18 protein-coding genes are annotated in these 20,140 nt (G+C 70.3%); 11 read left to right on the top strand and 7 right to left on the bottom strand.

The annotated features are described in order from the left end of the window. Nucleotides 1–38 precede the first annotated feature (38 nt). Nucleotides 39–3,101 (bottom strand): AAA family ATPase, encoded by a 3,063-nt coding sequence (locus CTP10_RS18030; protein ID WP_116318915.1) that lies wholly within the window; start codon nt 3,099–3,101, stop codon nt 39–41. Further along, nucleotides 3,098–4,246: an exonuclease SbcCD subunit D gene (locus CTP10_RS18025; protein WP_116318916.1), complete on the bottom strand. Its 1,149-nt coding sequence runs from the start codon at nt 4,244–4,246 to the stop codon at nt 3,098–3,100. Before CTP10_RS18025 ends, CTP10_RS18030 begins: the two co-directional genes overlap by 4 nt. 162 nt (nt 4,247–4,408) lie before the next feature. Between CTP10_RS18025 and CTP10_RS18020 the strand changes: the two genes are divergently transcribed. Next, nucleotides 4,409–4,765 carry a YgiW/YdeI family stress tolerance OB fold protein gene (locus tag CTP10_RS18020; RefSeq protein ID WP_116318917.1) on the top strand — a complete coding sequence of 119 codons (357 nt, stop codon included), beginning with the start codon at nt 4,409–4,411 and terminating at the stop codon, nt 4,763–4,765. Nucleotides 4,766–4,949: 184 nt separating this feature from the next. Here the strand turns inward: CTP10_RS18020 and CTP10_RS18015 are convergent, their stop codons facing one another. Continuing rightward, entirely contained in the window at nt 4,950–5,156 is a 207-nt protein-coding gene (locus CTP10_RS18015) for a dodecin (RefSeq protein WP_116318918.1), read from the bottom strand. A 237-nt stretch (nt 5,157–5,393) separates the two neighbouring features. On the opposite strand from CTP10_RS18015, the gene CTP10_RS18010 reads away from it, so the two are divergent. The 3 genes from CTP10_RS18010 (at nt 5,394) to CTP10_RS18000 (ending at nt 8,614) form a co-directional block, all read left to right on the top strand. Further along, on the top strand, nt 5,394–6,089 hold the full coding sequence (locus CTP10_RS18010) for a phospholipase D family nuclease (protein ID WP_116318919.1): 696 nt from the start codon (nt 5,394–5,396) through the stop codon (nt 6,087–6,089). A 143-nt stretch (nt 6,090–6,232) separates the two neighbouring features. Next, nucleotides 6,233–6,943 (top strand): dienelactone hydrolase family protein, encoded by a 711-nt coding sequence (locus CTP10_RS18005; RefSeq protein ID WP_116318920.1) that lies wholly within the window; start codon nt 6,233–6,235, stop codon nt 6,941–6,943. 123 nt (nt 6,944–7,066) lie between these two features. Next, entirely contained in the window at nt 7,067–8,614 is a 1,548-nt protein-coding gene (locus CTP10_RS18000) for an acyl-CoA synthetase (RefSeq protein ID WP_116318921.1), read from the top strand. 20 nt (nt 8,615–8,634) lie between these two features. Here CTP10_RS18000 and CTP10_RS17995 read toward each other — a convergent pair whose 3' ends face one another. Together CTP10_RS17995 and CTP10_RS17990 are read right to left on the bottom strand one after the other, a co-directional pair. Beyond that, nucleotides 8,635–9,357, bottom strand: a complete 723-nt coding sequence (locus CTP10_RS17995) for a glycine zipper 2TM domain-containing protein (protein ID WP_116318922.1) — start codon at nt 9,355–9,357, stop codon at nt 8,635–8,637. A gap of 134 nt (nt 9,358–9,491) precedes the next feature. Beyond that, nucleotides 9,492–9,950 carry a MarR family winged helix-turn-helix transcriptional regulator gene (locus CTP10_RS17990; RefSeq protein ID WP_116318923.1) on the bottom strand — a complete coding sequence of 153 codons (459 nt, stop codon included), beginning with the start codon at nt 9,948–9,950 and terminating at the stop codon, nt 9,492–9,494. 212 nt (nt 9,951–10,162) lie between these two features. Here CTP10_RS17990 and CTP10_RS17985 point away from each other — a divergent pair, with 212 nt between their 5' ends. After that, nucleotides 10,163–10,726: a YggT family protein gene (locus CTP10_RS17985; protein ID WP_116318924.1), complete on the top strand. Its 564-nt coding sequence runs from the start codon at nt 10,163–10,165 to the stop codon at nt 10,724–10,726. A gap of 161 nt (nt 10,727–10,887) precedes the next feature. Then, on the top strand, nt 10,888–11,178 hold the full coding sequence (locus CTP10_RS17980) for a hypothetical protein (RefSeq protein ID WP_116318925.1): 291 nt from the start codon (nt 10,888–10,890) through the stop codon (nt 11,176–11,178). 54 nt (nt 11,179–11,232) lie between these two features. Here CTP10_RS17980 and CTP10_RS17975 read toward each other — a convergent pair whose 3' ends face one another. Then, complete coding sequence (locus CTP10_RS17975) at nt 11,233–12,252, bottom strand: LysR family transcriptional regulator (protein ID WP_116318926.1); 1,020 nt, start codon at nt 12,250–12,252, stop codon at nt 11,233–11,235. 60 nt (nt 12,253–12,312) lie between these two features. Here CTP10_RS17975 and CTP10_RS17970 point away from each other — a divergent pair, with 60 nt between their 5' ends. Together CTP10_RS17970 and CTP10_RS17965 are read left to right on the top strand one after the other, a co-directional pair. Next, entirely contained in the window at nt 12,313–13,935 is a 1,623-nt protein-coding gene (locus CTP10_RS17970) for an MFS transporter (protein ID WP_116318927.1), read from the top strand. 205 nt (nt 13,936–14,140) lie between these two features. Continuing rightward, nucleotides 14,141–14,977: an IclR family transcriptional regulator gene (locus tag CTP10_RS17965; protein ID WP_116318928.1), complete on the top strand. Its 837-nt coding sequence runs from the start codon at nt 14,141–14,143 to the stop codon at nt 14,975–14,977. A 30-nt stretch (nt 14,978–15,007) separates the two neighbouring features. Here the strand turns inward: CTP10_RS17965 and CTP10_RS17960 are convergent, their stop codons facing one another. Next, nucleotides 15,008–15,856, bottom strand: coding sequence for a phytanoyl-CoA dioxygenase family protein (locus CTP10_RS17960; RefSeq protein ID WP_116318929.1), 849 nt, complete (start codon nt 15,854–15,856; stop codon nt 15,008–15,010). A gap of 260 nt (nt 15,857–16,116) precedes the next feature. Between CTP10_RS17960 and CTP10_RS17955 the strand changes: the two genes are divergently transcribed. Genes CTP10_RS17955 through CTP10_RS17945 form a run of 3 tightly spaced genes read left to right on the top strand, consistent with a single transcriptional unit; the run spans nt 16,117 to nt 20,140 of the window. After that, nucleotides 16,117–17,043 carry an AAA family ATPase gene (locus CTP10_RS17955; RefSeq protein WP_116318930.1) on the top strand — a complete coding sequence of 309 codons (927 nt, stop codon included), beginning with the start codon at nt 16,117–16,119 and terminating at the stop codon, nt 17,041–17,043. A gap of 5 nt (nt 17,044–17,048) precedes the next feature. Further along, the gene (locus CTP10_RS17950) at nt 17,049–18,137 is read left to right on the top strand and encodes a DUF58 domain-containing protein (RefSeq protein ID WP_116318931.1); all 1,089 of its coding nucleotides are present in this window, start codon (nt 17,049–17,051) and stop codon (nt 18,135–18,137) included. Then, nucleotides 18,134–20,140 carry a transglutaminase family protein gene (locus CTP10_RS17945; RefSeq protein WP_116318932.1) on the top strand — a complete coding sequence of 669 codons (2,007 nt, stop codon included), beginning with the start codon at nt 18,134–18,136 and terminating at the stop codon, nt 20,138–20,140. The genes CTP10_RS17950 and CTP10_RS17945 overlap by 4 nt, the downstream gene beginning before the upstream one ends.

Here is a 20,140-nt window from a genome sequence, read left to right as displayed (position 1 = left end):
CCAGACCAGCCAGACCAGCCAGACTGGCCGGCAGAATTTCAGGCCATGGCTGCCACGCCGCTCAGCACCGCGCGGCTGCCACCCACCCCCGGCCGCACTTCCAGCCGCACATCAATGCGCTCCCGCAGCTCAGCCACGTGCGAAATGATCCCGACCAGCCGACCGGCCTGCTGCAGGTCGAGCAGCGTGCGGATGGCAAAGTCCAGGCTTTCCGGATCCAGCGTGCCGAACCCTTCATCGACGAACAGCGTATCGAGCTGGATCCCGCCCGCGCGCGACTGCACCACGTCGGCCAGGCCAAGCGCGAGCGACAGTGACGCCAGGAAGCCTTCGCCGCCTGACAGCGTATTGGCCGGCCGCGGCGCACCGGTGTCGTGGTCGAACACTTCGATATCCAGCCCGCCGGCACTGCGCTGGTCGGCCTGCTCGCGCACGCGCTGCAGCACATAGCGGCCCCGGCTCATCGCCAGCAACCGCGCCGACGCGGCTTCCAGCACCTCATCGAGCAGCGTGGCCAGCACGAAACGCTGGAACGTCATGCGGCGCGGGTTGTTGCCGTTGGCGACCTCGGCCAGCCGGCCGAGCACTGCATAGCGGGCTTCGATGTCGCGGCCCTGCGCATCAAGTTGCTGCAGGCGCAGCTGGCATTGCTGCAGCAGGCCGCGCGAGCGGCCGCGATCCGCCTGTTGCCGGACCAGCGCTTCCACCGCGTCGGCGGCGGCCTGCCCGGCAGCACGCAATCCATCCAGGTCCGGCACGCCGAGCCCTTGCGCCGCGGCCTCGGCGCGCTCGCGCAGTCGGGCAGCGGCAACCAGCTCCGCATCGAAGGCGCGCAGCGCCTGGTCAATGCGCGCCATGTCGGCATCGGGCAGGCTGGCCGCGGCATGCGCCGCTACATCGGCAATACCTTCCCGCTCTAAAGCTTGCACCAGCGCGCATTGCGCCTCGGCGAGGCGCGTGGTGGCGTGCGCCTGTGCCTGCCGGGCCGAGCCAAGCGCGGCCTGCGCGGCGGCGGCGTCCGTGGCGGCTTGCCGGTCCGCCGCCTGCGCGGTGGCAAGGGCGCGCTCCAGCGCAGCGGCATCGGCCTGCGCCTGGCGCAAGGCTTCGGCCAGCGCCACCGGATCGCGCGAATCCTCGGGAACCTGCGCGCAGGCCACCTGCCATTCGACCTGGCACTGCGCCAGCGCCTGCGCAGACGCTTCCGCTGCGGCGGCGGCATCGCGGCTGGCGAGTTCGGCCGCCTCGCGCGCGGCGCGGCTGGCGGCAATGGCGGCTTCGCACTGGCCGACGCTGGCAGCTGCCTGCTGGCCTGCTGCCAGCGCGGCCGCGAGCGTGGCGATGTCGGTCTTCAGCTGGTGCGCAGCCTCGTCCGAGACGTCGCCCAGGGCCTGCGCGAGTTCGTCGGCACGCTCACGCGCCTGCGTGGTGGCGGCCTGCGCGGCCTGCAGCTGGGCGGCGCAACGCACCGCCTGCGACTCGGCTTCGAGCATGGCCCCGCGCGCATGCTCCAGCGCGTCGTCCGACAGCGGCGTGTCGACATGCTGCGCCGGGGTGGGATGCGAGCTGCTGCCGCATACCGGGCAAGCCTCGCCGGTGGCAAGCGCGGCCGCCAGCCGTGCCGCCTGGCCGGCGCGCCATGCGGCTTCGGCTTCGGCCAGTGCGTCGCGGCGGCGCTCGCGCATGCGGTCAGCCAGTTGCTGAGCCGCTTCCACGTCGGCGGCCTGCGCAACGGCGTTGGCAAGCGCCTGCATCGCCTGGGCATGGCGGCTGAACTGCCGCGATTTTTCCTGCAACGCGGCAAGCTGTAGTTGCGTGCCTTGCAGTTGCGCGGCAGCAAGCTGCGCCCGCCCGAGCGCGGTCTCCGCCGCCGCTGCGTCGACCTGGCTCGCGGCCAGCCTGGCGGCGCCACGCTCGCGCGCCACGACGGTGGCAGCTTGCTTCTGCTGGGCCGCCTCCAGGGCCTGCCGCAGCGTGGCGAGCTGGCGCGCGCGCGGCAGCATGGCGTCAAGTTCCGTGCAGCGCCGCTGGGCGGCCGCGCGCAAGTCGGCACGGGCGGTCTCGGCCTGCAATGCGGCAGCGGCTTGCGCGGCCTGCTGCGCGGTGCGCGCCGCGCCCGCGTCGGCCTGCTCAAGCGCTGTCCCGGCCGCCGCGTGGTCCCGCCGCGCTAGCTGCCACTGCTGCAGCGCGGGGCTGACGCGCGCCGCGCGCTGCGCGGCCTGCAGCCGCACACGTTCGGCCTCCATCGCGGGCTGCTGTGCCTGCAGCGCAGCGTGCGCGGCCTCGGCCTGCTGGCGTTCCCGCAGCCGTGCCGCCACCTGTTCGCCCGCGCCGAGTGCCGCCTGCGCCGCGGCCAGCGACTGGCGTGCGCCCTGCTCCTGCGCCTGCAGCGCATGCATTTCCGCGTGCAGCGCGGCGATGCCGTCGGCGAGCGCCTGCGCGCTCTCCATGCCGGCCTGCCGCAGCGCTTCGTCGCGCTGGATGCCGATGCGCTCGGCATCGCGGCGGATGCCGGCCGCCTGCGCCTTCAGCAGTTCTTCCACGCGGCGATAGAGCTCGGTGCGGAACAATCGCTCCAGAATTGCCTGCCGCGCCTGCGAACTGGCGGTCAGCAGTTCGCGGAAGCGCCCTTGCGGCAGCACGATGACCTGGCGGAACTGCGCGCTGTCGAAGCCGAGCAGATCGCGGATGGCATCGCTGACCTTGCCCGGCTGGCCGGCCTTGCTGACCCAGCCATTGCCGTCATGCTGGTCGAGCTGCGCCTTGGCCGGCTCCGTCAGCCAGCCTTCGCCGCGCTGCTTGGGCCGCTCCTGCGCGGGCGAGCGCACCACGCGCCAGCGCTGCGCGCCCAGGCTGAATTCCAGCGTGACTTCGGTGCGCAGGCCCGGCGCGGCATTGGCGCTGCGCATGGCCTGCGCGCTGCGCTCGCCGCCGGAGGTATCGCCATACAGCGCGAAGCAGATCGCGTCAAGCAGCGTGGTCTTGCCGGCGCCGGTGGGGCCATGGATCAGGAAGAAGGCCTGGTCGCCGAGCCGCGTGAAATCGACCTGCTCGGTCGCGGCAAACGGCCCGAAGGCCTGCAGGGTCAGTTGCAGCGGTCTCATGCCGACTCCCGCTCCGCCGCCGCCATGCCGGCCAGCACCTGGTCGAGCACTTCGCGGTGGCCCGGCTCCAGCTCGGCATCGGCCACCTCGCGGAAAAAGCTGGCAAACAGCTCGCCGGCGCCAAGCTGGCGCAGCTGGCGGCCGGCTTCCGAAGCCGTGCCGCTGCGCGCCAGCACCGTGCGCTCGATCGCCAGCGCATTGGGATAGACCTGGCGCAGCTTGGCCATCGGGTCGAGCAGCGCACCGGCATCGGTCAGGCGCGCGTGGATATAGTCGTCGCGCTGCGGGTCATTGGCGCCGGCGGCAAGCAGCGCGGCCAGTTCGCCTTCCACCACGCGCACGTCGCGCAGCGGCTGCAGCGGCACCGGCGTGATCGACACGGCGCCGTCGGCATCCAGTTCGATGCGCGACACCGACTTGTCGTGCGCGCACTCGGACAGCGAGTACTTGAGCAGCGAGCCGGCGTAGTGGATACGCCCGCCGCCCAGCGTCTGCGGCCGGTGCAGGTGGCCCAGCGCCACCAGGTCGAAACCGGCGAACAGGTCCGCCGCCACGGCGCCGCTGCCGCCGACCGACAGCGGCCGCTCCGATTCGCTGGCCGCACCGCCGACCACGAAGGCATGGCCGACCACCACCGCGCGCACGCCCCGCGGATGGACCGCACGGATCGCGTCGAGCTGCGCGCGCAGCGCGGCTTCGTGCGAGACCAGCTCCGCGCCCATGGCGTCGCGCACCACCGCTGGCTCGGCATAGGGCAGCGCGTAGAGGCGCACTTCGCCGTGCGCGTCGTGCAGCGTCACGCTGGCGGCATCGGCCAGCGTGCGGCCGGCCACGTGCAGGCCCTGCGCGCGCATCAGGCGCGCGCCGAATTCCAGCCGCTGGGCGCTGTCATGGTTGCCGGCGATCATCACCACCGGCACTCCGGCATCGACGACGATGCGGGCCAGCACGTCGTCGAGCAGCGCCACCGCCTCGGGCGGCGGCACGGCGCGGTCATAGACGTCGCCGGCGATCAGCACGGCGTCGGGTCGTTCGGCTTTGACCAGTTCAACGAACTGGCCGAGGATATGGGCCTGGTCTTCCAGCAGGCTGCGGGCATGGAAGAGCCGGCCGAGATGCCAGTCGGCGGTGTGCAGGAAACGCAATCTGGGATCCGGTGGATGGGTGAATGCGGCAGCGCGCGCGGCACGCGAATCCCGAATGATAAAGCGTCGCGGCGCCCGCGCCGCCGTTCAGCGACGGTTCAGCCGTGCCGGCGCATCATGCATGCCATCGCCCCCGGGTCCCAACCTTGATGGAGAACGCACATGAAACACATCCTCACCGCCACCGCCGTGGCCCTCGCCCTTGGACTTGCCGCCGCCGGCGCCAGCGCGCAGTACACCGGGCCCTCGTCGATCCCGGCGATGACCGTGAAGGCTTTGCAGGCCGACGGCAAGGACGACCAGCACGCGGTGCTGCGCGGCAAGATCGTCAGCAGCGCCGGCGATGAGCGCTACCTGTTCGCGGACGGCACCGGCCAGATGAAGGTAAAGATCAAGCAGAAGGTATGGCCGGCGCAGAAGCCTGTCGACGCCAACACCACGGTGGAACTGGTCGGCGAGTACGACAAGGAACTGATCGGCGAATCGCACTTCGACGTGAAGGAGATCCGCCTGCCCTGAGCGGCCCTGGCGCTGCGCTGCGCGGGCACCAGGCCGGCTCGGCCTGTACCCGGCCGGCGGCGCTACAGCGCCGGCCTTGTTTTCACCGCCAGCGCAGTCAGGAACCATACGCGGCGCAAGCAGCGGGCGCGCCGCCAGCCCGCGACGCTGCGGCCAGGGATGCCCCGCTGCTACAGCGCCGCGCTCAGGTCACGCGGAAGCCGACCTTCAGCGTGACCTGGTAATGTGCGACCTTGCCGTTTTCGATATGGCCGCGCGTTTCCACCACTTCGAACCAGTCGATGTTCTTGATGGTTTCGCCAGCCTTGGCGATGGCGCTGCGGATGGCCTGGTCGCAGCCATCCGGCGAAGAGCCGACGATTTCGACCAGCTTGTAGGTATGGTTCGACATGTCCCTCTCCTTGGTGGGCAAGCCCGCGGGGTTCCATCCATCATAGGCGCCATGCGCCGATAGTCCCAAGGCCGGTGCCGCCGGCACAAATCCTGTTACACATCGCCCTTTGCCAGTGGCGTAAGCGGCTGCTACGCTGCGGTCCCGCGCATCACAGCCCGCGCCGCGCGGCGCGCGCAGGCTGTCCCTGACCGAAGCCAGCATAACCGTCGCGACCAACGCGCCCTGACTTACCGAATGTTCCGCCGTACCGTACTGGGCCTTGCCCTCGCCGCCGCCGTATCGGCCTTTACCTCGTTCAGCCCCTTCGCGCTGCTCGCGCATGCGCGTTCGGCGTCTGGCTTCGACCAGGTCACCGAGTCCATCACCAGCAGCATCAGCGACACCTTCAGCGACGCGGTGGCCAAGCACCTGCCCTCGCGGTCCGGCAAGCCGGCCCAGCCGCCCGAGGCCAGCCCCGCGCCGAGCAAGGCGTTCGCGCAGGGCAGCGGCTACACGCTTTGCTTCGTGCCCGACGGCGCGAGCTGCCAGGCGCTGCTGGTCAATGCGATCCGCAGCACGCGGCGGCAGCTGCTGGTCCAGGCTTACTCGTTCACCAGCGCGCCGATCGCCGAGGCCGTGGCGCAGGCGCACCGGCGCGGCGTGGACGTGCGCGTGATCCTGGACAAGAGCCAGGAGTCGGAGCGCTATACCAGCGCCACGTACCTCAAGCACGCGGGCGTGCCGGTGGTGATCGACAACAAGCCCGCGATCGCCCACAACAAGGTGATGGTGTTCGACGACCAGGCGGTGTTCACCGGCTCGTTCAACTTCACCAAGTCCGCGCAGGAGCGCAATGCCGAGAACGGCATGCTGATCCGCGGCGATGCGGCGGTGGTGAAGGCCTATACCGACAACTGGCACAAGCGCTACCGGCAATCGCGCGCTTATTGAGCGCGCTTATTGAGCGCGCGCCGGACCCGGCAAGTGGCGCGCGCCAGCACGGTGGCGCGCGCGGTGGCAAACTTGCGGCTGGCGCGCGGCACGTGCCGCGCATTCCGCCTACCCGTTGTGAGCCATTCCGGAGAGCCCTTGCCATGACAGCCATTCCCGACAGCCAATGGATCCGCGTCGACAGCGACGCGGGCAGCTTCGACGCCTACCTCAGCCTGCCCCCCGCAGGCGCCAGGCCGGGCGCGCCCGCCATCGTGCTGCTGCAGGAAATCTTCGGCGTGAACGAACACATCCGCGCGGTGGCTGACCAGTACGCCGCCGATGGCTATGCCGTACTCGCGCCCGACGTGTTCTGGCGCGAGGCGCCGCGCGTCGAGCTGGGCTATGCCGGCGATGACATGACGCGTGCGATGGCGCTGCGCAAATCGGTCGACGTCGAAGCCGCGCTCGGCGACATCGCCGCCACCGTGCAGGCGCTGCGCCAGCGCACCGGCGCCGGCAAGGTCGCCACGGTGGGCTACTGCTTCGGCGGCCTGCTGTCGTACCTGAGCGCGGCGCGCGGGCTGGTCGACGCCGCGGTGCCGTACTACGGCGGCGGCATCCAGAACCAGCTGCAGGAAGCGGCGAACATCCGCGTGCCGGTGCAGTTCCACTACGGCGCGCTCGACGCGCACATCCCGCCGGAGGCCGTGCAGAGCGTGCGCGACGCCATGGCGGGCAAGCCCGGCAGCGAGATCCACGTCTACGACAACGCCGACCACGGCTTCAACTGCTGGGCGCGTGCTTCGTACCACCAGCCCAGTGCCGCGCTGGCACACGGGCGCGCGCTGGCCTTCCTGGCGCAGGCGCTGTAACAGCCCCGGGGGCGCCCCTGCGCGCCCCGCTGCCGCCTTGCCATGGCGAGGCGGCTGCCCTTATCCTCGGCGCTTGGCTTCAAAGACTTGCTGGACCCTCAAACCATAACGACGGAGACCACCATGCAGTCAGAGCAGCAGCGCGCCCTGCGCAACACCATCCCCGATGCCATCGCCCGCGCGGTGCGGCGCAGCCCCGCCAAGACCGCGCTCCGCTTCGGCGAACGGTCCTGGAGCTATCGCGAACTCGACCTCGCCGCCGCGCGCGTGGCCGGTGCGCTGGTGCAATGGGGGCTGCGCCCCGGTGACCGCGTGGCCGCCTTCGGCAAGAACTCGGATGCGTACGTGCTGCTGTGGCTGGCCTGCCTGCGCAGCGGGCTGGTCCATGTGCCGGTCAATTTCTCGATGACGCGGCCGGAGGTGGAATATCTCGTCACGCAATCGGGCGCCAGCGCGGTCTTTGCCGACCCGGCACTGGCCGAGCGCATCGAGGGCCTGCCATGCCGGATCATCGGCACGCTGCATGGCGGCAACCCGGCGCGCGATATCCTGGCTGCGGCGGCCAGCGGCCCCGAGGCACCGGTACTCGAGAGCCTTGCCGATACCATGCCGGCGCAGATCCTGTACACCTCTGGCACGACCTCCGCGCCCAAGGGCGCGGTGCTGACCCACCGCGCGCTGCTGGCCGAGTATGTCAGCACCATCGCCGCCTGCGACATCCGCGCCTCGGACTATTCGCTGGCCGCGCTGCCGCTGTACCACTCGGCGCAGATGCACGTGTTCCTGATGCCGCTGCTGCTGTGCGGCGGCACCACGCTGATCGCCGGCAGTCCCGAGGCGGGCTACTGCCTGCGTACCATCCACGCGGAAGGCATCACCAGCTTCTTTGCCCCGCCCACGGTCTGGATCTCGCTGCTGCGCCACGCCGAGTTCGATCCCGCCAGGCTCGGCGCGCTGGTCAAGGCCTACTACGGGGCGTCGATCATGCCGGTGCCGGTGCTGCTGGAGTTGCAGCAGAAGCTGCCGGCGCTGCGCTTCTATAACTGCTACGGGCAAAGCGAGATCGGGCCGCTGGCGACGGTGCTGGGTCCCGACGAACATGCGGCGCGCCCCGCGTCGGCAGGGCGGCCGGTGCTGAATGTCGAGACGCGCATCGTCGACGAGACCATGCAGGACGTCCCGCCCGGCGAGCTTGGCGAGATCGTGCATCGCTCGCCGCAGCTGCTGACCGAGTACTGGGACAAGCCGGAACAGACCGCCGAAGCGTTTGCCGGCGGCTGGTTCCATTCCGGCGACCTCGGCTACCTGGATGCCGAGGGCTACCTGTACGTGGTCGACCGGATCAAGGACGTGATCAATTCAGGCGGCGTGCTGGTATCGAGCCGCGAAGTGGAAGAGTGCCTGTACACGCATGGCGCGGTGGCCGAAGCCGCGGTGTTCGCGCTGCCTCACCCGAAGTGGGTCGAGGCAGTGGCCGCGTGCGTGGTGCGCAAGCGCGGCCAGGAGGCCAGCGAAGACGCGCTGGTCGCGCATGCGCGCCAGGCGCTGGCGCCGTTCAAGGTGCCCAAGCGCATCGTCTTCGTCGACGACCTGCCGCGCAATACGGCGGGCAAGCTGCTCAAGCGCCAGCTGCGCGAAGACTACGCGCAACTGTTCAACGCCGGAGCCTAGCCGGCCAGCGCCGGCATCGGTCAGTACGGCACCGCGACGCCGTTCTCGACCTTGACGCGGTCGCCAATGCGCATCTGGTAGGCGTTGGCCTGCGTCAGCGTCAGGTAGGCGTTGTCGCTGGTGCGCACGCGCACGCGGTAGGCCGATGCGCTGCTGCCGGTGCGCTTCTCGACCTCGTTGCCGGCCACCGCACCGGCCACGGCGCCACCGATGGTGGCCACCGTATTGCCGCGGCCGCGGCCGACCTGGTGGCCGAGCAGGCCGCCGACGATGCCGCCGACCACCGCGCCGGCGCCGCTGGTCGAGGGCGGCTGGCCGGCCACCACTTCGATGGCCTCTACCCAGCCGTAGCGCACGCCGTAGGCCTGGTTGCCGTAGTTGTCGTTGCCGTAGCTGTTGTTGGAGTCGTAGCCGCCGTCCGGATATTGCTGCTGCGGATACCCCTGCTGCGGATACCCCTGCTGCGGATAGCCTTGCTGCGGATATTGCTGTTGCGGGTAGCCCTGCTGTGGATATTGCTGTTGCGGGTAGCCGCTGATGGTGGTGCCGCTGGTGCCGCTGCCGTAGTTGCCGCCATAGCTTCCACCATAGCCGCCGCCATAGCCGCTATTGCTGCCGTAGCTGCCATAGCCGCCCCCATAGCCCCCGCCATAGCCGTTGTCGTAGCCATACGGCGTGGCACACCCGGCCAGCGCACCGGCGCCAAGCACCGCAAGCACAACCGAACGAAAGGGGATGGACATGGCTCGACTCCTGCGCACTGCGCGTATTGATGAATGCGCGCGAGTCTAGGGCCGCCTGCGGGCGGCGGGTGTCACCGGAGCTTTTGATTGGTAACTGCCTGTAACCGGGCCGCGCCGCGGCCGGTTTGCAATGCTCAGCCGCGCTCCGCGCCGTCGTCGTTGAACTGCGTGATGCGGGCCACGCGGAAGGTGTTGCGCAGCGATTCCAGCTCGGTCCGATGCAGCATTGCGAGCCGGTTCAGGCTGCGCTCGCCCTTGGCCAGCAGGTGTACCTGTACCACGCGGCGATCATCGGGATTGAGGCGGCGCTTGACCAGCCCGGCTGCCTCGCAACGATTGACCAGCGCCACCACGCCGTGCTGCTTGGCCTGCAGGCGTTCGGCCAGCTCGCCGATCGAGGCCCAGTCCTTGTCGGCGCTGCCGCGGACATGCAGCAGCAGCAGGTACTGCTGCACGGTCAGCCCTTCCTCGCGCGCCGCGTCCTCGGAGAACCGCAGGAAACGCCGCAGCTGGTAGCGGAAGTCCGAGAGCGCCTCGAAGTCGGCCTTGGTGAGTGGCGCAGAGTTGCGGGACGAGGCTGGCTTGCTGGGCATAGGACTAAGCGGAAGAACGACGGAAAGCGCGAAAAAGACGGGAACACACCCGCCGCAGGCGCAGTGCGGCCGCGGGCGCCCGCAATTATAGGGCGGCGCCGGCATGTTGGACGCGACACAGGCATGTACCCCGAATGCGCCGATGTGACGCCGGGCTATGGCAGAATCTGTGCGGTTGCAGACACCTTCACCCGTCACCGGAAACCGCATCGATGTTTACGGAAATCGCCCTCTTCCTGCTGGATACCGTCTTTACCCTGTTCGGCATGGCCCTGCTGCTGCGCGTCTGGATGCAGCTGACGCGGCTGCCGACACGCAACCCGGTCTCGCAGGGCGTGTTCCAGATCACCGACTGGCTGGTGCGGCCGCTGCGCCGGATCATCCCGGGCGTGGGCGGCATCGACTGGGCCACGGTGGTGGCGGCCTGGCTGACGGCGGTCGTGTTCCTGCTGCTGGTTGCGCTGTTCAGCAACGCCGACCTGCTGGCATTCCTGCCGGCGGTGCTGCTCACTGCGTTGCTGTACGTGCTGAAGTGGGCGATCAGCCTGGTGATGTGGGTCACGCTGCTGATGGCGATCCTGTCGTGGGTCAACCCGCATTCGCCGGTCACCCCCGCCATCGACCACCTGACCGCGCCGGTGCTGCGCCCGATCCAGCGCGTGGTGCCGCGCCTGGGGGGCTTCGATGTCTCGCCGCTGGTGCTGTTCCTGATCGCGCAGATCCTGCTGATGGTGATCGCCCGGCTGGGGGCGAGCGTGTTCAACATGCATTTCTGAGGATTGCAGGCAGCTGCGATGGCGCCGGTGCCAGCCGGCGCATTGTCCAGGCGCCTGGACAGTGTTTCGCTTATTGACGCTTTTTCTGCTTAGTGTGAAGTCCTACATTACAGGCGACGTGGCGATGCAGCCACGCACCCTGCCAAGAAGGACCACACACCATGAAGACCCTCGCACAACGCCGCAGCCTGGCGCTTTCCCTGCTCTGCGCGGCCGGCCTGTCGTTTGCCGCCGTTGCCGCCCACGCCTCTGAACCGGTTTCCGACATCGCCCGCCTCGACGGCGGTATCGCCCACGTCGGCAAGGTCGACCCGTTCCTGGACGGCGCCCATGGGTTCCGAGATGGCCGCCGCGATCCGTACACCGACGGCGCCAGGCAAGGCAAGGCCGATCCGTTCACCGACGGCGCAAGCATCACCGACCGCCGCGACAGCTTCACCGAAGGCGCCTGAGCTTCTGCGTTTTCCCTTGCCACGGCCTTGCGCCGTGGTGGCCCGCCGGCATCCTCAACCCGCCGGCCGGGCCTCTCCCTCTGCCAGGCCGCTTCCTTCCGCCTGCGCGTCGCCCGCGGGCCCGGCACCCTCCCTCGCCCACTCGCCTGGCTCGATCCCTTCCAGGCCTGACTCGGGCCCCAGCTCCGACACCATCATCGACTCGATCGCTTCCATGAACACGCGCACCTTGCGCGGCTGCAGGCGCCGGTCCGGCAGCAGCGCGAACACGCGCAGCGGCGGCAGCGGGAAGTCCGGCAGCACCCGCACCAGGCGGCCCTGCGCGACCTCGGCTTCGCAGTAGTTCACCGACAGGCGCGCGATGCCAAGGCCCGCCAGCGCGCCCTGCAGGCGCAACTCGGCGTTGAAGGTCTGCATGCGCGGGCGGATCGGCACGGAGACGGTCTCGCCGCCGCGGGTGAATTCCCAGACGGTGTCGCCCGGCGTGGTCAGCGTCGGCATGTTGGCCAGGTCTTCCGGACGCAGTTGCGCCGGCAGGCTGTCCGCCAGCGACGGCGCGGCGAACAGCCCGCGCTCGACGTGGTAGATGCGGCGGGCCACCGTGCCGGAGTCGGGCAGGTCGGCATCGACGATGACGAAGGCCACGTCAAACCCGTCGCGGATCGGATCGACCAGTCCCTGCGTGATCTCCACCGCCACGTCGAGTGCCGGATGCGCCGCCAGCGTGCGGCAGATCACCCCGCCCAGTTGCTGGGCGCCAAATTCATATGGCGTGGCGATGCGCAGCACGCCCTGCACGCGCTCCTCGCGCGCCAGCGTTTCCTGGCGGATCTCGCGCAGCCGCGCGAACAGCGGCGCGACGTCACGATAGACCGCCTTGCCGGCATCGGTGAGGCGCATGCGCCGCGTGGTGCGCTCCAGCAGCTTGGCGCCGATGGCGGTTTCCAGCCGCGCCACCGCGGCCGACACGCGCGACTTGGGGCAATCGAGCTGCTCCGCCGCGGCCGTGAACGTACCCTGCTCAACGACGCAGCAGAACGCCTCCCAGTCGTTCCATTGAATTGTTTGATTCACCGGACAATGTTTCCCTGACAGCCTGTAGTTCTCTTCGGCAGGCGACATTATGCTTGAGCGATGCAACAAACGCCTGTCCCGGCTGCACCGGACAGCTCAGCCCCAGCGCTGGCAACATCAGTCCCGGCAGCCCTCGCCCCCGCAACGACACCGGCCACCGCCCCAGCGCGCCCCCGCATGCAACTCGCCAGTCACCCCGAAATGGGTCACTGGCGTCTTTCATTGTTCGGCCTGACGCTCGGCCTGGTCACCGGCATCGACTTTTCTTCCACGCTGATGATGGGCGTGGCCAGCCAGCATATCCAGGGCGGCGTCGGCGCCGCGCCCGAAGACTACCTGTACGCGGTCTCGGCCTATGCCGCGACCGCGGTGCTGATGAACATGGTGCTTGACCAGGTCGCGCGCCGCACCACGTACAAGCGCTTTACGCTGGCGTCGCTGGTGGTGTTCATCCTGGGTTCGCTGATCTGTGCCGAATTTGCCAGCCCCGCCGGGCTGATCTCCGGCAAGGCGGTGCAGGGCCTGGGCGCCGGCGGCCTGTTCGCGGCCTCGCGCATCCTGGTGCAACTGGTGTCGACGCCGGCCGAACGTGGTGCCTTGATGCTGCGCTTCGGCGGTGGCGCGTTCTCGATGCTGGCGATCACGCCATGGCTGACCAGCATTTTCCTCGACGATATCGGCTGGCGCGCGGTGTTCCTGTTCCAGGCCGGCATTGCCTTGCCGGTGCTGCTGTCGGTGGCGCTGACCTACCCCACGCGTGCGCCGCGCGACCCGCATCCCCCGGTGTCGACGCTGGACTGGCCCGTGGCGATCGCCGCCGCGGCCGGCGCGCTGGTATTCCTGCACACGCTGCAGGAGATGCGCTACACGCGCTTTTTCAGTTCGCTGGAAATGCCGCTGGCCGCGCTGTGCGGCCTGGCGCTGTTCGCCTTCGCCGGCTGGCGCCTGTACCGCCATCCGGACCCGTGGATCGACCTGTCGCGGTTGGCCGGGCGCCAGTATCTCTATGGGCTGGGCTTCTACACGCTGTATTACCTGATGTCGTCGGCATGGGCCTTCCTGCTGCCGTCGCTGACGCAGACCGGCCTGGGCCTGACGTTCCGCACCACCTGCATGCTGCTGGCAACCAGCGGCACGGTGGCGACCATCGGCGCTGTCCTTATCACGCTGGGCATGGCGCTGGTGTTCCGCAAGCGGCGCGTGATCGCGCTCGGCTTTATCGTCTATGCCTGCGCCGCGATGCTGTTTTCGCACCAGCTGATGCCGGGCGCGCCCGACTATGCGCTGGTGCCGGTGGTGCTGCTGGAAGGGCTGACGCCGGTGCTGCTGATGGTGCAGGTGGCATCGATGACCTATCTGGATGTGCCGGTCGAGGATTTCTCGCACGCCTACCAGTTCAAGAACGTGTGCAAGCAGATTGCCTCGGCCATGGGCACCGGCCTGGCCAGCGTGTTCATGCAGGACGGGCTGGCCGAGCACCGCACCCACCTGGTCGAACAGGTCACGCGCTTCAACCCGGCGCTGCAAGCCCCCGATGCGCTGTCGGCCGCGGGGCTGGCGAAGATCTCGCTGGAAATCGACCGGCAGGCCACGCTGCTGGCCGGCATGGACATGCTGCACGGCTTCGCGGTGATCTGCGTGCTCGGCGCGGTGTTCGTGCTGGTGCAGCGCAGCTTCCGCTAAGGTCTCACCTTCCACAGACGCCCCACCTGCTTCCTATAACAAAAGAGCCGGTGCAGGAGACAGCATGGCGGCGCCCCGCGGGGCACCGCAAGACCCATGCCGCCGTCCGGCCGCTGGCGGGGCCGGTACTGGCGTTGTGCCGGCATTTCCTCTACCCTTTCGGCCTTTCCGTGCCAATCCGGCGGCCCACGCCGGTGCTACGCCGATGGCCAGTTCCACCGACTCCCCCCGCGACGCGCAGGCGCCCCAGAGCGCAGGCAGCGCCGCCGCGCCCGAGAAGCCAAGCGACAGCTATGTGCAGTCCTTTGCACGCGGGCTGTCGGTCATCCGTGCCTTCAATGCCCAGCACCCGGCGCAAACGCTGACGGAAATCGCCCAGGCCAGCGGCCTCACGCGCGCGGGCGCGCGCCGCATCCTGCTGACGCTGGTGGGACTGGGCTATGTGCAGGCCGATGGGCGGCTGTTCCGGCTGACGCCCAAGATCCTCGACCTCGGCTTTGCCTACCTGACCTCGATGCCGTTCTGGAACCTGGCCGAGCCGATCATGGAGACGCTGTCGCAGCAGGTGCATGAAAGCTGCTCGATCTCCGTGCTGGACGGAACCGAGATCGTCTACGTGCTGCGCGTGCCGGCGCGCAAGATCATGACCATCAACCTGTCGATCGGCAGCCGGCTGCCGGCGTACTGCTCGTCGATGGGCCGCGTGCTGATGGCGGGGCTGAATGAAGCCGAGCTGGACAGCGTGCTGCGCGCCAGCGAGCTGCGCGCGCGCACCAGCCGCACCGTGACCGACATCGATGCGTTGAAGGCCGTCGTCGCCGACATCCGCAAGCGCGGCTGGGCACTCAACGACCAGGAGCTGGAAGAGGGACTGGTGTCGCTGGCGGCGCCGATCCGCAACCGTGCCGGCCAGACCATCGCCGCCATCAATATCAGCGGCCAGGCCAACCGCACCAGCGCGCAGGAAATGCTGGAGCGCTTCCTGCCGCCGCTGCTCGAAGCCTCGGAAAAGATCTCGGGGCTGGTCGGGCTGCGTACCTGAACGGCGCTCCCGACACCCGCTCCGGCAGGCTCAGCCGGCCACCGGCAGCGCCACGCTGCCGAACTCGGCCGAGCGCGTACCGTCCAGCGGCCGGTTGCTGGCGCCGAAATACGCAAAGGCCACCGACAGCTTGACCGCGTTGGAGGCATTGCGCCCCGCCGCGTGGAACAGCCGGCTGTCGAAGAACAGCACATCGCCGCGATGCAGCGCGAGCGGGCGCGCCGCCTGCAGCAGCGGCAGGCTGGCGGGGTGCGCCTCGATCAGGAACTCGGCCGGATCCAGCTGGCCCGGCTCCAGCGCCGCGCGGTGAGATCCCGGGATGACGCGCAGCACGCCGTTGCTTTCGTCCTCGTCGCCCAGCGCCAGCCACACCGTCACCAGCTCGGGCTTGGCAAACGACCAATAGCGGGTATCGCGGTGCCAGCCGGTCTGGCTGCCGTAGTGCGGGTGCTTGGTCATCACGCAGTTGTGGTGCGCCAGCGTCAGGCACGCGGGTTCGCCCAGCAGCGCCTGCACCACCGACACCAGCTTCGGGTCGGTGGCCCAGTCGTGGAACACGTCGTCGCGGCCGTAGGCCTGGCGCAGCCGCCTGACGGTGCCGCCGCCGGCGGCGTCGCGCGCGGCGGGGGCGCCGGGATAGCCCAGGTCGGCCTCGAACTCCACCGGCGGCACCGCCGCCGCCAGGTGCCTGCGCGCCACCGCTTCCAGCGCGGCGCAGTCTGCCTCGCTGCCGAAGCCGCGCAGGATCGCGAAGCCACTGGCATGGAAGGCCTGCGCCAGGCGCAGCAGCGCATCGGAATCGGCAGCGTCGGGGGTCAGCACGGCAGCGGCAGGGAGGTCGGCAGGCAGGTCGGCAGGGGAGTCCAGCGAGGCAGTCATTGCAGCGGGCAGCGGAAGGAGAGGGAAACACGGGTGGGCCGGCGGTGGCCCGACAGGCTCATGATGCCAGAACCGGCGCTATCTGGCGTGGTCTGGCAGCAGCCGCTGCGCCATTCAGGTGCAGCGCCGCTGGCCCGGGGTGTCTCCGTTCGGAAACAGACGGTGCCGCGTGCCGCGCACGCCGCTACAATGCGCTGGACTACGTCCCCATTCTTGCCGGCAATCCGGCTCCCTTTCACTCCTTTGCGCCGAGGTCCAACGTGACTGCTCGCCCACGCATCGTCGCTTCGCTGGCCGAGGCCCAGGCCCAGCTGGGCCGCATCCTCCTTGGCAAGCCGCAGCAAGTGAGGCTGGCGCTGGCCTGCATGCTGGCAGGGGGCCACCTGCTGCTGGAAGACGTGCCCGGCGTGGGCAAGACCACGCTGGCGCATGCGCTGGCGCGTACGCTCGGGCTGCAGTACCAGCGCGTGCAGTTCACCAGCGACCTGCTGCCGGCGGATCTGATCGGCGTCTCGGTGTTCATGCGCGACGCGGGCGAATTCCGCTTCCACCGCGGCCCGGTGTTCGCGCAAGTGGTGCTGGCTGATGAGATCAACCGGGCGCCGCCCAAGACCCAGAGCGCGCTGCTCGAAGCCATGGCCGAGCGGCAGGTGACGCATGACGGCACCACGCATGCGCTGCCGGCACCGTTTTTCGTCATCGCCACGCAAAATCCGCTGGAGCAGCTCGGCACCCATGCGCTGCCCGAGTCGCAACTCGACCGCTTTACCATGCGCGTGTCGCTCGGCTACCCCGATCCGGCCTTCGAGCGCGTGCTGTACCTTGGCGGCGCCAGCGCGGCGGAAGCCACGCCGGTGATGGATGCCGCGCAGGTACTGGCCCTGCAGCAGGCCGCCGCGCAGGTGTACGCCAGCCCCGCGCTGGTCGACTATGTGCTGGCGCTGGTGCAGGCCACGCGCCAGCACGGCGGCTTTGCCGCGGGCCTGTCGCCGCGCGCCGGGCTGTCGCTGCTGGCCTGCGCACGCGCCTGGGCCTTGCTGGCGCAGCGCGAGCTGGTGCTGCCTGAAGATGTGCAGGCGGTCTTTACCGCCGTAGCCGCGCACCGGTTGCTGCCGGCGGGCGGGGGCGGGCCCGCGGCGGTGGACGGCGAGCTGGCGGCGCTGCTTGCCGGCGTGGCCATCCCCTGACGCCCATGGCGAGCGATCCGCTGGCGGCGCCGCGCAACCACGGAGACGCCGCCGGACACCAACGCTTGCCCTGGCCGGGGCTGTTCGCGTCCGCCAGGCTCCGCCAGCGCTTCCGTCAGCGCTTCCGCCAGCGCATTGCCGCGCGCCGGCCGTCCGGCGGTACCGTGCGGCTGGCCCGGCGCCATCTCTATATCCTTCCCGCGCGGGGCGGCATCGGCTTTGCCGTGCTGCTCGGCGCGATGCTGCTGACTTCGCTCAACTACAACATCAGCCTGGGCTTCGCGCTGACCTTCCTGCTGGCCGGCATCGGCATGTCGTGCATGTGGCTGGCTTACCGAAACCTGCTCGAACTGTCGGTGAGCGCGGGCACGGTGGCGCCAGTGCATGCCGGCCAGTTGGCGGTGTTTGCGCTGCGCGCCGACAACGCCGAAGCCGAGGCGCGCATCGGCATCGAGGTGCGCGTGCCGGCGCTGCCCGAAGTGTTGCCCGCCACCCTGACACTCGACGGCCACGCCAGCGGCACGCTGGCCCTGCACGTGCCGGCGCCGCGGCGCGGACGGCTGGTGCTGCCGCGCGTGGTGATCAGCAGCCGCTTCCCGTTCGGGCTGTTCCGCGTCTGGAGCCATGCGGACCTGCCGCTGTCGACGCTGGTCTATCCGGCGCCGGAGGCCAATGCACCACCCCCGCCCGCCGCGCATCGCCCAGGCGCGGACGACGCGGGACATGCCGCGGCCGCCGTTCCGAGCGACGACGGCATCGACCAGTTGCGGCGCTACCGCAGCGGCGACCCGTTGCACCGGATCGCGTGGAAGCACAGCGCGCGCACCGGCCGCTGGCTCAGCCGCAGCGGCGATCCACCGCAACGCCCTGCGCGCTGGCTCGACTGGCAGGCGATGCCGGCGGGCATGGACGCCGAAGCGCGGCTATCGCGGCTGTGCGCGTGGCTGCTGGCCGCACCGGACGATGCGGAAATCGGCCTGCGCCTGCCGGGTCTTGAACTGCCACCCGCATGCGGCGCGAGCCATCGGCGCGCCTGCCTGGAGGCACTGGCGCTGTGGCCGCAGCATCCAACGCGGCCCGGAGCCCGCCCATGAACGCCGTGGCACGGCCGCTGCGGCATGAAGACCACGGCATGCTGCTCGGCCAGCTGGCGCTGGTGCTGGCGCCGCAGGCGCGCACGCTGCCGGTGTCGGTCAGCCTGTTGCTGCTGCTGCTGCTGGGCTGGCGCTGGCTGCTGTGGCGCCGGCGCGCGCCGCTGCCGTCGCGCTGGATGCTCGGCACGACCGCGCTGCTGGTGCTGCTGGTGGCCAGTGCGCTGGCCTGGCAGGCCGGCGGCGGCGTTGGGCGAGAGCTGGCGGTGGCGCTGCTGGGTGCGTTCGTCATCCTCAAGCTGCTCGAGTGCCGCGCGCTGGCCGATGCCACGCTGGTCACGCAGTTGTCCTTCTACCTGCTGCTGACGCTGTACCTGTCGGACCAGCCCTTCTGGCTGGCGCTGTACAGCCTGGCGATCGGCGCCTGGGTGTTGCGCAACTGGCTGCTGCTGCACCACCCGGAGGCGCGCAGCCGGCTGGCGATCTGGCCGATGCTGGGCCGCATGGCGCTGCTCGGCCTGCCGTGGGCGGTGGCCATGTTCGTGCTGTTCCCGCGGCTGGAGCATCCGCTGTGGCAGTTGCCGCAATCCGCGCCCACCGGAACCACCGGACTCAGCGATAGCATGCGGCCCGGCAGCGTCGGTAAGCTGATCCGCTCGCCGGCGCTGGCGCTGCGCGCCGAGGTCGCCGGCCCGCCGCTGCCTGCCGCGGCGCTGTACTGGCGCGCGCTGGTGCTGTGGGAGTACGACGGCATCACCTGGCGCCCCGCACGCCAGCGCCTGCACGCGCTGGCACCTGCGCCGGCTGCTGTCTCCGGCGGGCACGGAATCGACTACAGCATCACGCTTGAGCCCAGTTCGCAGCACTGGCTGCTGGTGCTGGACCGCGGGCAGGCTGTGTCGCCGTCGGCCGATGCCGCCGTCACGCCCGACGGCGAGTTCATGGCGCGCAGGCCGGTGGACCAGCGCCTGCGTTACCAGGCGAGATCGATGCTCGTTCCGGCACCGGAGGCGCTGGATGCCGCCACGCGCCGGCTGGCGCTGGCACTGCCCGCCGGCAACCCGCGCGCCCGCGCGCTGGCAGGCACATGGGCCGCGCAGCACGCCGATCCCGCCGCACGCGTGCAGGCGGCGCTGCGCCTGTTTGCCGCCGCGCCGTTTGCCTACACGCTCAGCCCGCCACCGCTCGGCGCGGAGCAGGTCGACAGTTTTGTGTTCAACACCCGGCGCGGCTTCTGCGAGCACTACGCCAGCAGCTTCGTCTTCCTGATGCGCGCCGCAGGCGTGCCGGCACGGGTCGTCACCGGCTACCAGGGCGGCGAATACAATCCGATCGGCGGCCACTACGTGGTGCGCCAGTCCGACGCCCACGCCTGGGCCGAAGTCTGGCTGGACGGCCGCGGCTGGGTGCGCGTGGACCCCACCAGCGCGGTCGCGCCCAGCCGGATCGAGCAAGGCCTGGACGCCGCCCTTGGCGCCGAGGCCGCGGCATGGCGCCCGGCCCACCAGCCGGGCTGGATGCAGGATGTCCGCTGGGCCTACGAGGGCATGGTCTACCGCTGGCAGCGCTGGGTCCTGCAGTATGACCACGCGCAACAGGCGCGCCTGCTGGCCACCCTCGGCACTGGCGCCAGTGCCGGGCAACTGCTGGCCGGCGCGCTGGGCGTGCTGTGCCTGCTCGCGCTGGTGCCACTGTGGCGACGCCGGGAGCAGGCCGATCCGCTCGACGCCGCGTACGACCGCTTTTGCGAACTGCTGGCCCGGCACGGCTGCGTGCGCGCACCCGCCGAAGGCCCGCAAGACTTCGCCGCACGCGCCAGCGCCCGACTGCCGCAGGCTGCCGCGCCCATCGCGGCGGTTGCCGCGGCCTACATCGGGCAGCGCTATGGCAAGGGTGGCGAGGGCGGCAAGGCTGGTAAGGGCGATCCGACGCACGCGCGCCAGGCGGCGGAGCGCATGCGAGCGGGCACGCGGGACATCGCCGGCGCGCTGCGCCGGCAAAAATGA

The organism is Cupriavidus sp. P-10 (assembly GCF_003402535.2).
Classification (GTDB): domain Bacteria; phylum Pseudomonadota; class Gammaproteobacteria; order Burkholderiales; family Burkholderiaceae; genus Cupriavidus.
The sequence above is the reverse complement of the archived record's forward strand: the minus strand, read 5'-3'. Positions and strand labels throughout refer to the sequence as shown.

Excerpts from the sequence above, each read along its gene's own strand:
- CTP10_RS18030 (WP_116318915.1), bottom strand. The coding sequence starts at position 3,101 with ATGAGACCGCTGCAACTGACCCTGCAGGCCTTCGGGCCGTTTGCCGCG.
- CTP10_RS17945 (WP_116318932.1), top strand. The coding sequence starts at position 18,134 with ATGAACGCCGTGGCACGGCCGCTGCGGCATGAAGACCACGGCATGCTG.
- CTP10_RS17990 (WP_116318923.1), bottom strand. The coding sequence starts at position 9,950 with ATGCCCAGCAAGCCAGCCTCGTCCCGCAACTCTGCGCCACTCACCAAG.
- CTP10_RS17950 (WP_116318931.1), top strand. The coding sequence starts at position 17,049 with ATGGCGAGCGATCCGCTGGCGGCGCCGCGCAACCACGGAGACGCCGCC.
- CTP10_RS17980 (WP_116318925.1), top strand. The coding sequence starts at position 10,888 with ATGAAGACCCTCGCACAACGCCGCAGCCTGGCGCTTTCCCTGCTCTGC.
- CTP10_RS17965 (WP_116318928.1), top strand. The coding sequence starts at position 14,141 with ATGGCCAGTTCCACCGACTCCCCCCGCGACGCGCAGGCGCCCCAGAGC.
- CTP10_RS18015 (WP_116318918.1), bottom strand. The coding sequence starts at position 5,156 with ATGTCGAACCATACCTACAAGCTGGTCGAAATCGTCGGCTCTTCGCCG.
- CTP10_RS17960 (WP_116318929.1), bottom strand. The coding sequence starts at position 15,856 with ATGACTGCCTCGCTGGACTCCCCTGCCGACCTGCCTGCCGACCTCCCT.
- CTP10_RS18020 (WP_116318917.1), top strand. The coding sequence starts at position 4,409 with ATGAAACACATCCTCACCGCCACCGCCGTGGCCCTCGCCCTTGGACTT.
- CTP10_RS17995 (WP_116318922.1), bottom strand. The coding sequence starts at position 9,357 with ATGTCCATCCCCTTTCGTTCGGTTGTGCTTGCGGTGCTTGGCGCCGGT.
- CTP10_RS17985 (WP_116318924.1), top strand. The coding sequence starts at position 10,163 with ATGTTTACGGAAATCGCCCTCTTCCTGCTGGATACCGTCTTTACCCTG.
- CTP10_RS18010 (WP_116318919.1), top strand. The coding sequence starts at position 5,394 with ATGTTCCGCCGTACCGTACTGGGCCTTGCCCTCGCCGCCGCCGTATCG.
- CTP10_RS18000 (WP_116318921.1), top strand. The coding sequence starts at position 7,067 with ATGCAGTCAGAGCAGCAGCGCGCCCTGCGCAACACCATCCCCGATGCC.
- CTP10_RS18005 (WP_116318920.1), top strand. The coding sequence starts at position 6,233 with ATGACAGCCATTCCCGACAGCCAATGGATCCGCGTCGACAGCGACGCG.
- CTP10_RS17970 (WP_116318927.1), top strand. The coding sequence starts at position 12,313 with ATGCAACAAACGCCTGTCCCGGCTGCACCGGACAGCTCAGCCCCAGCG.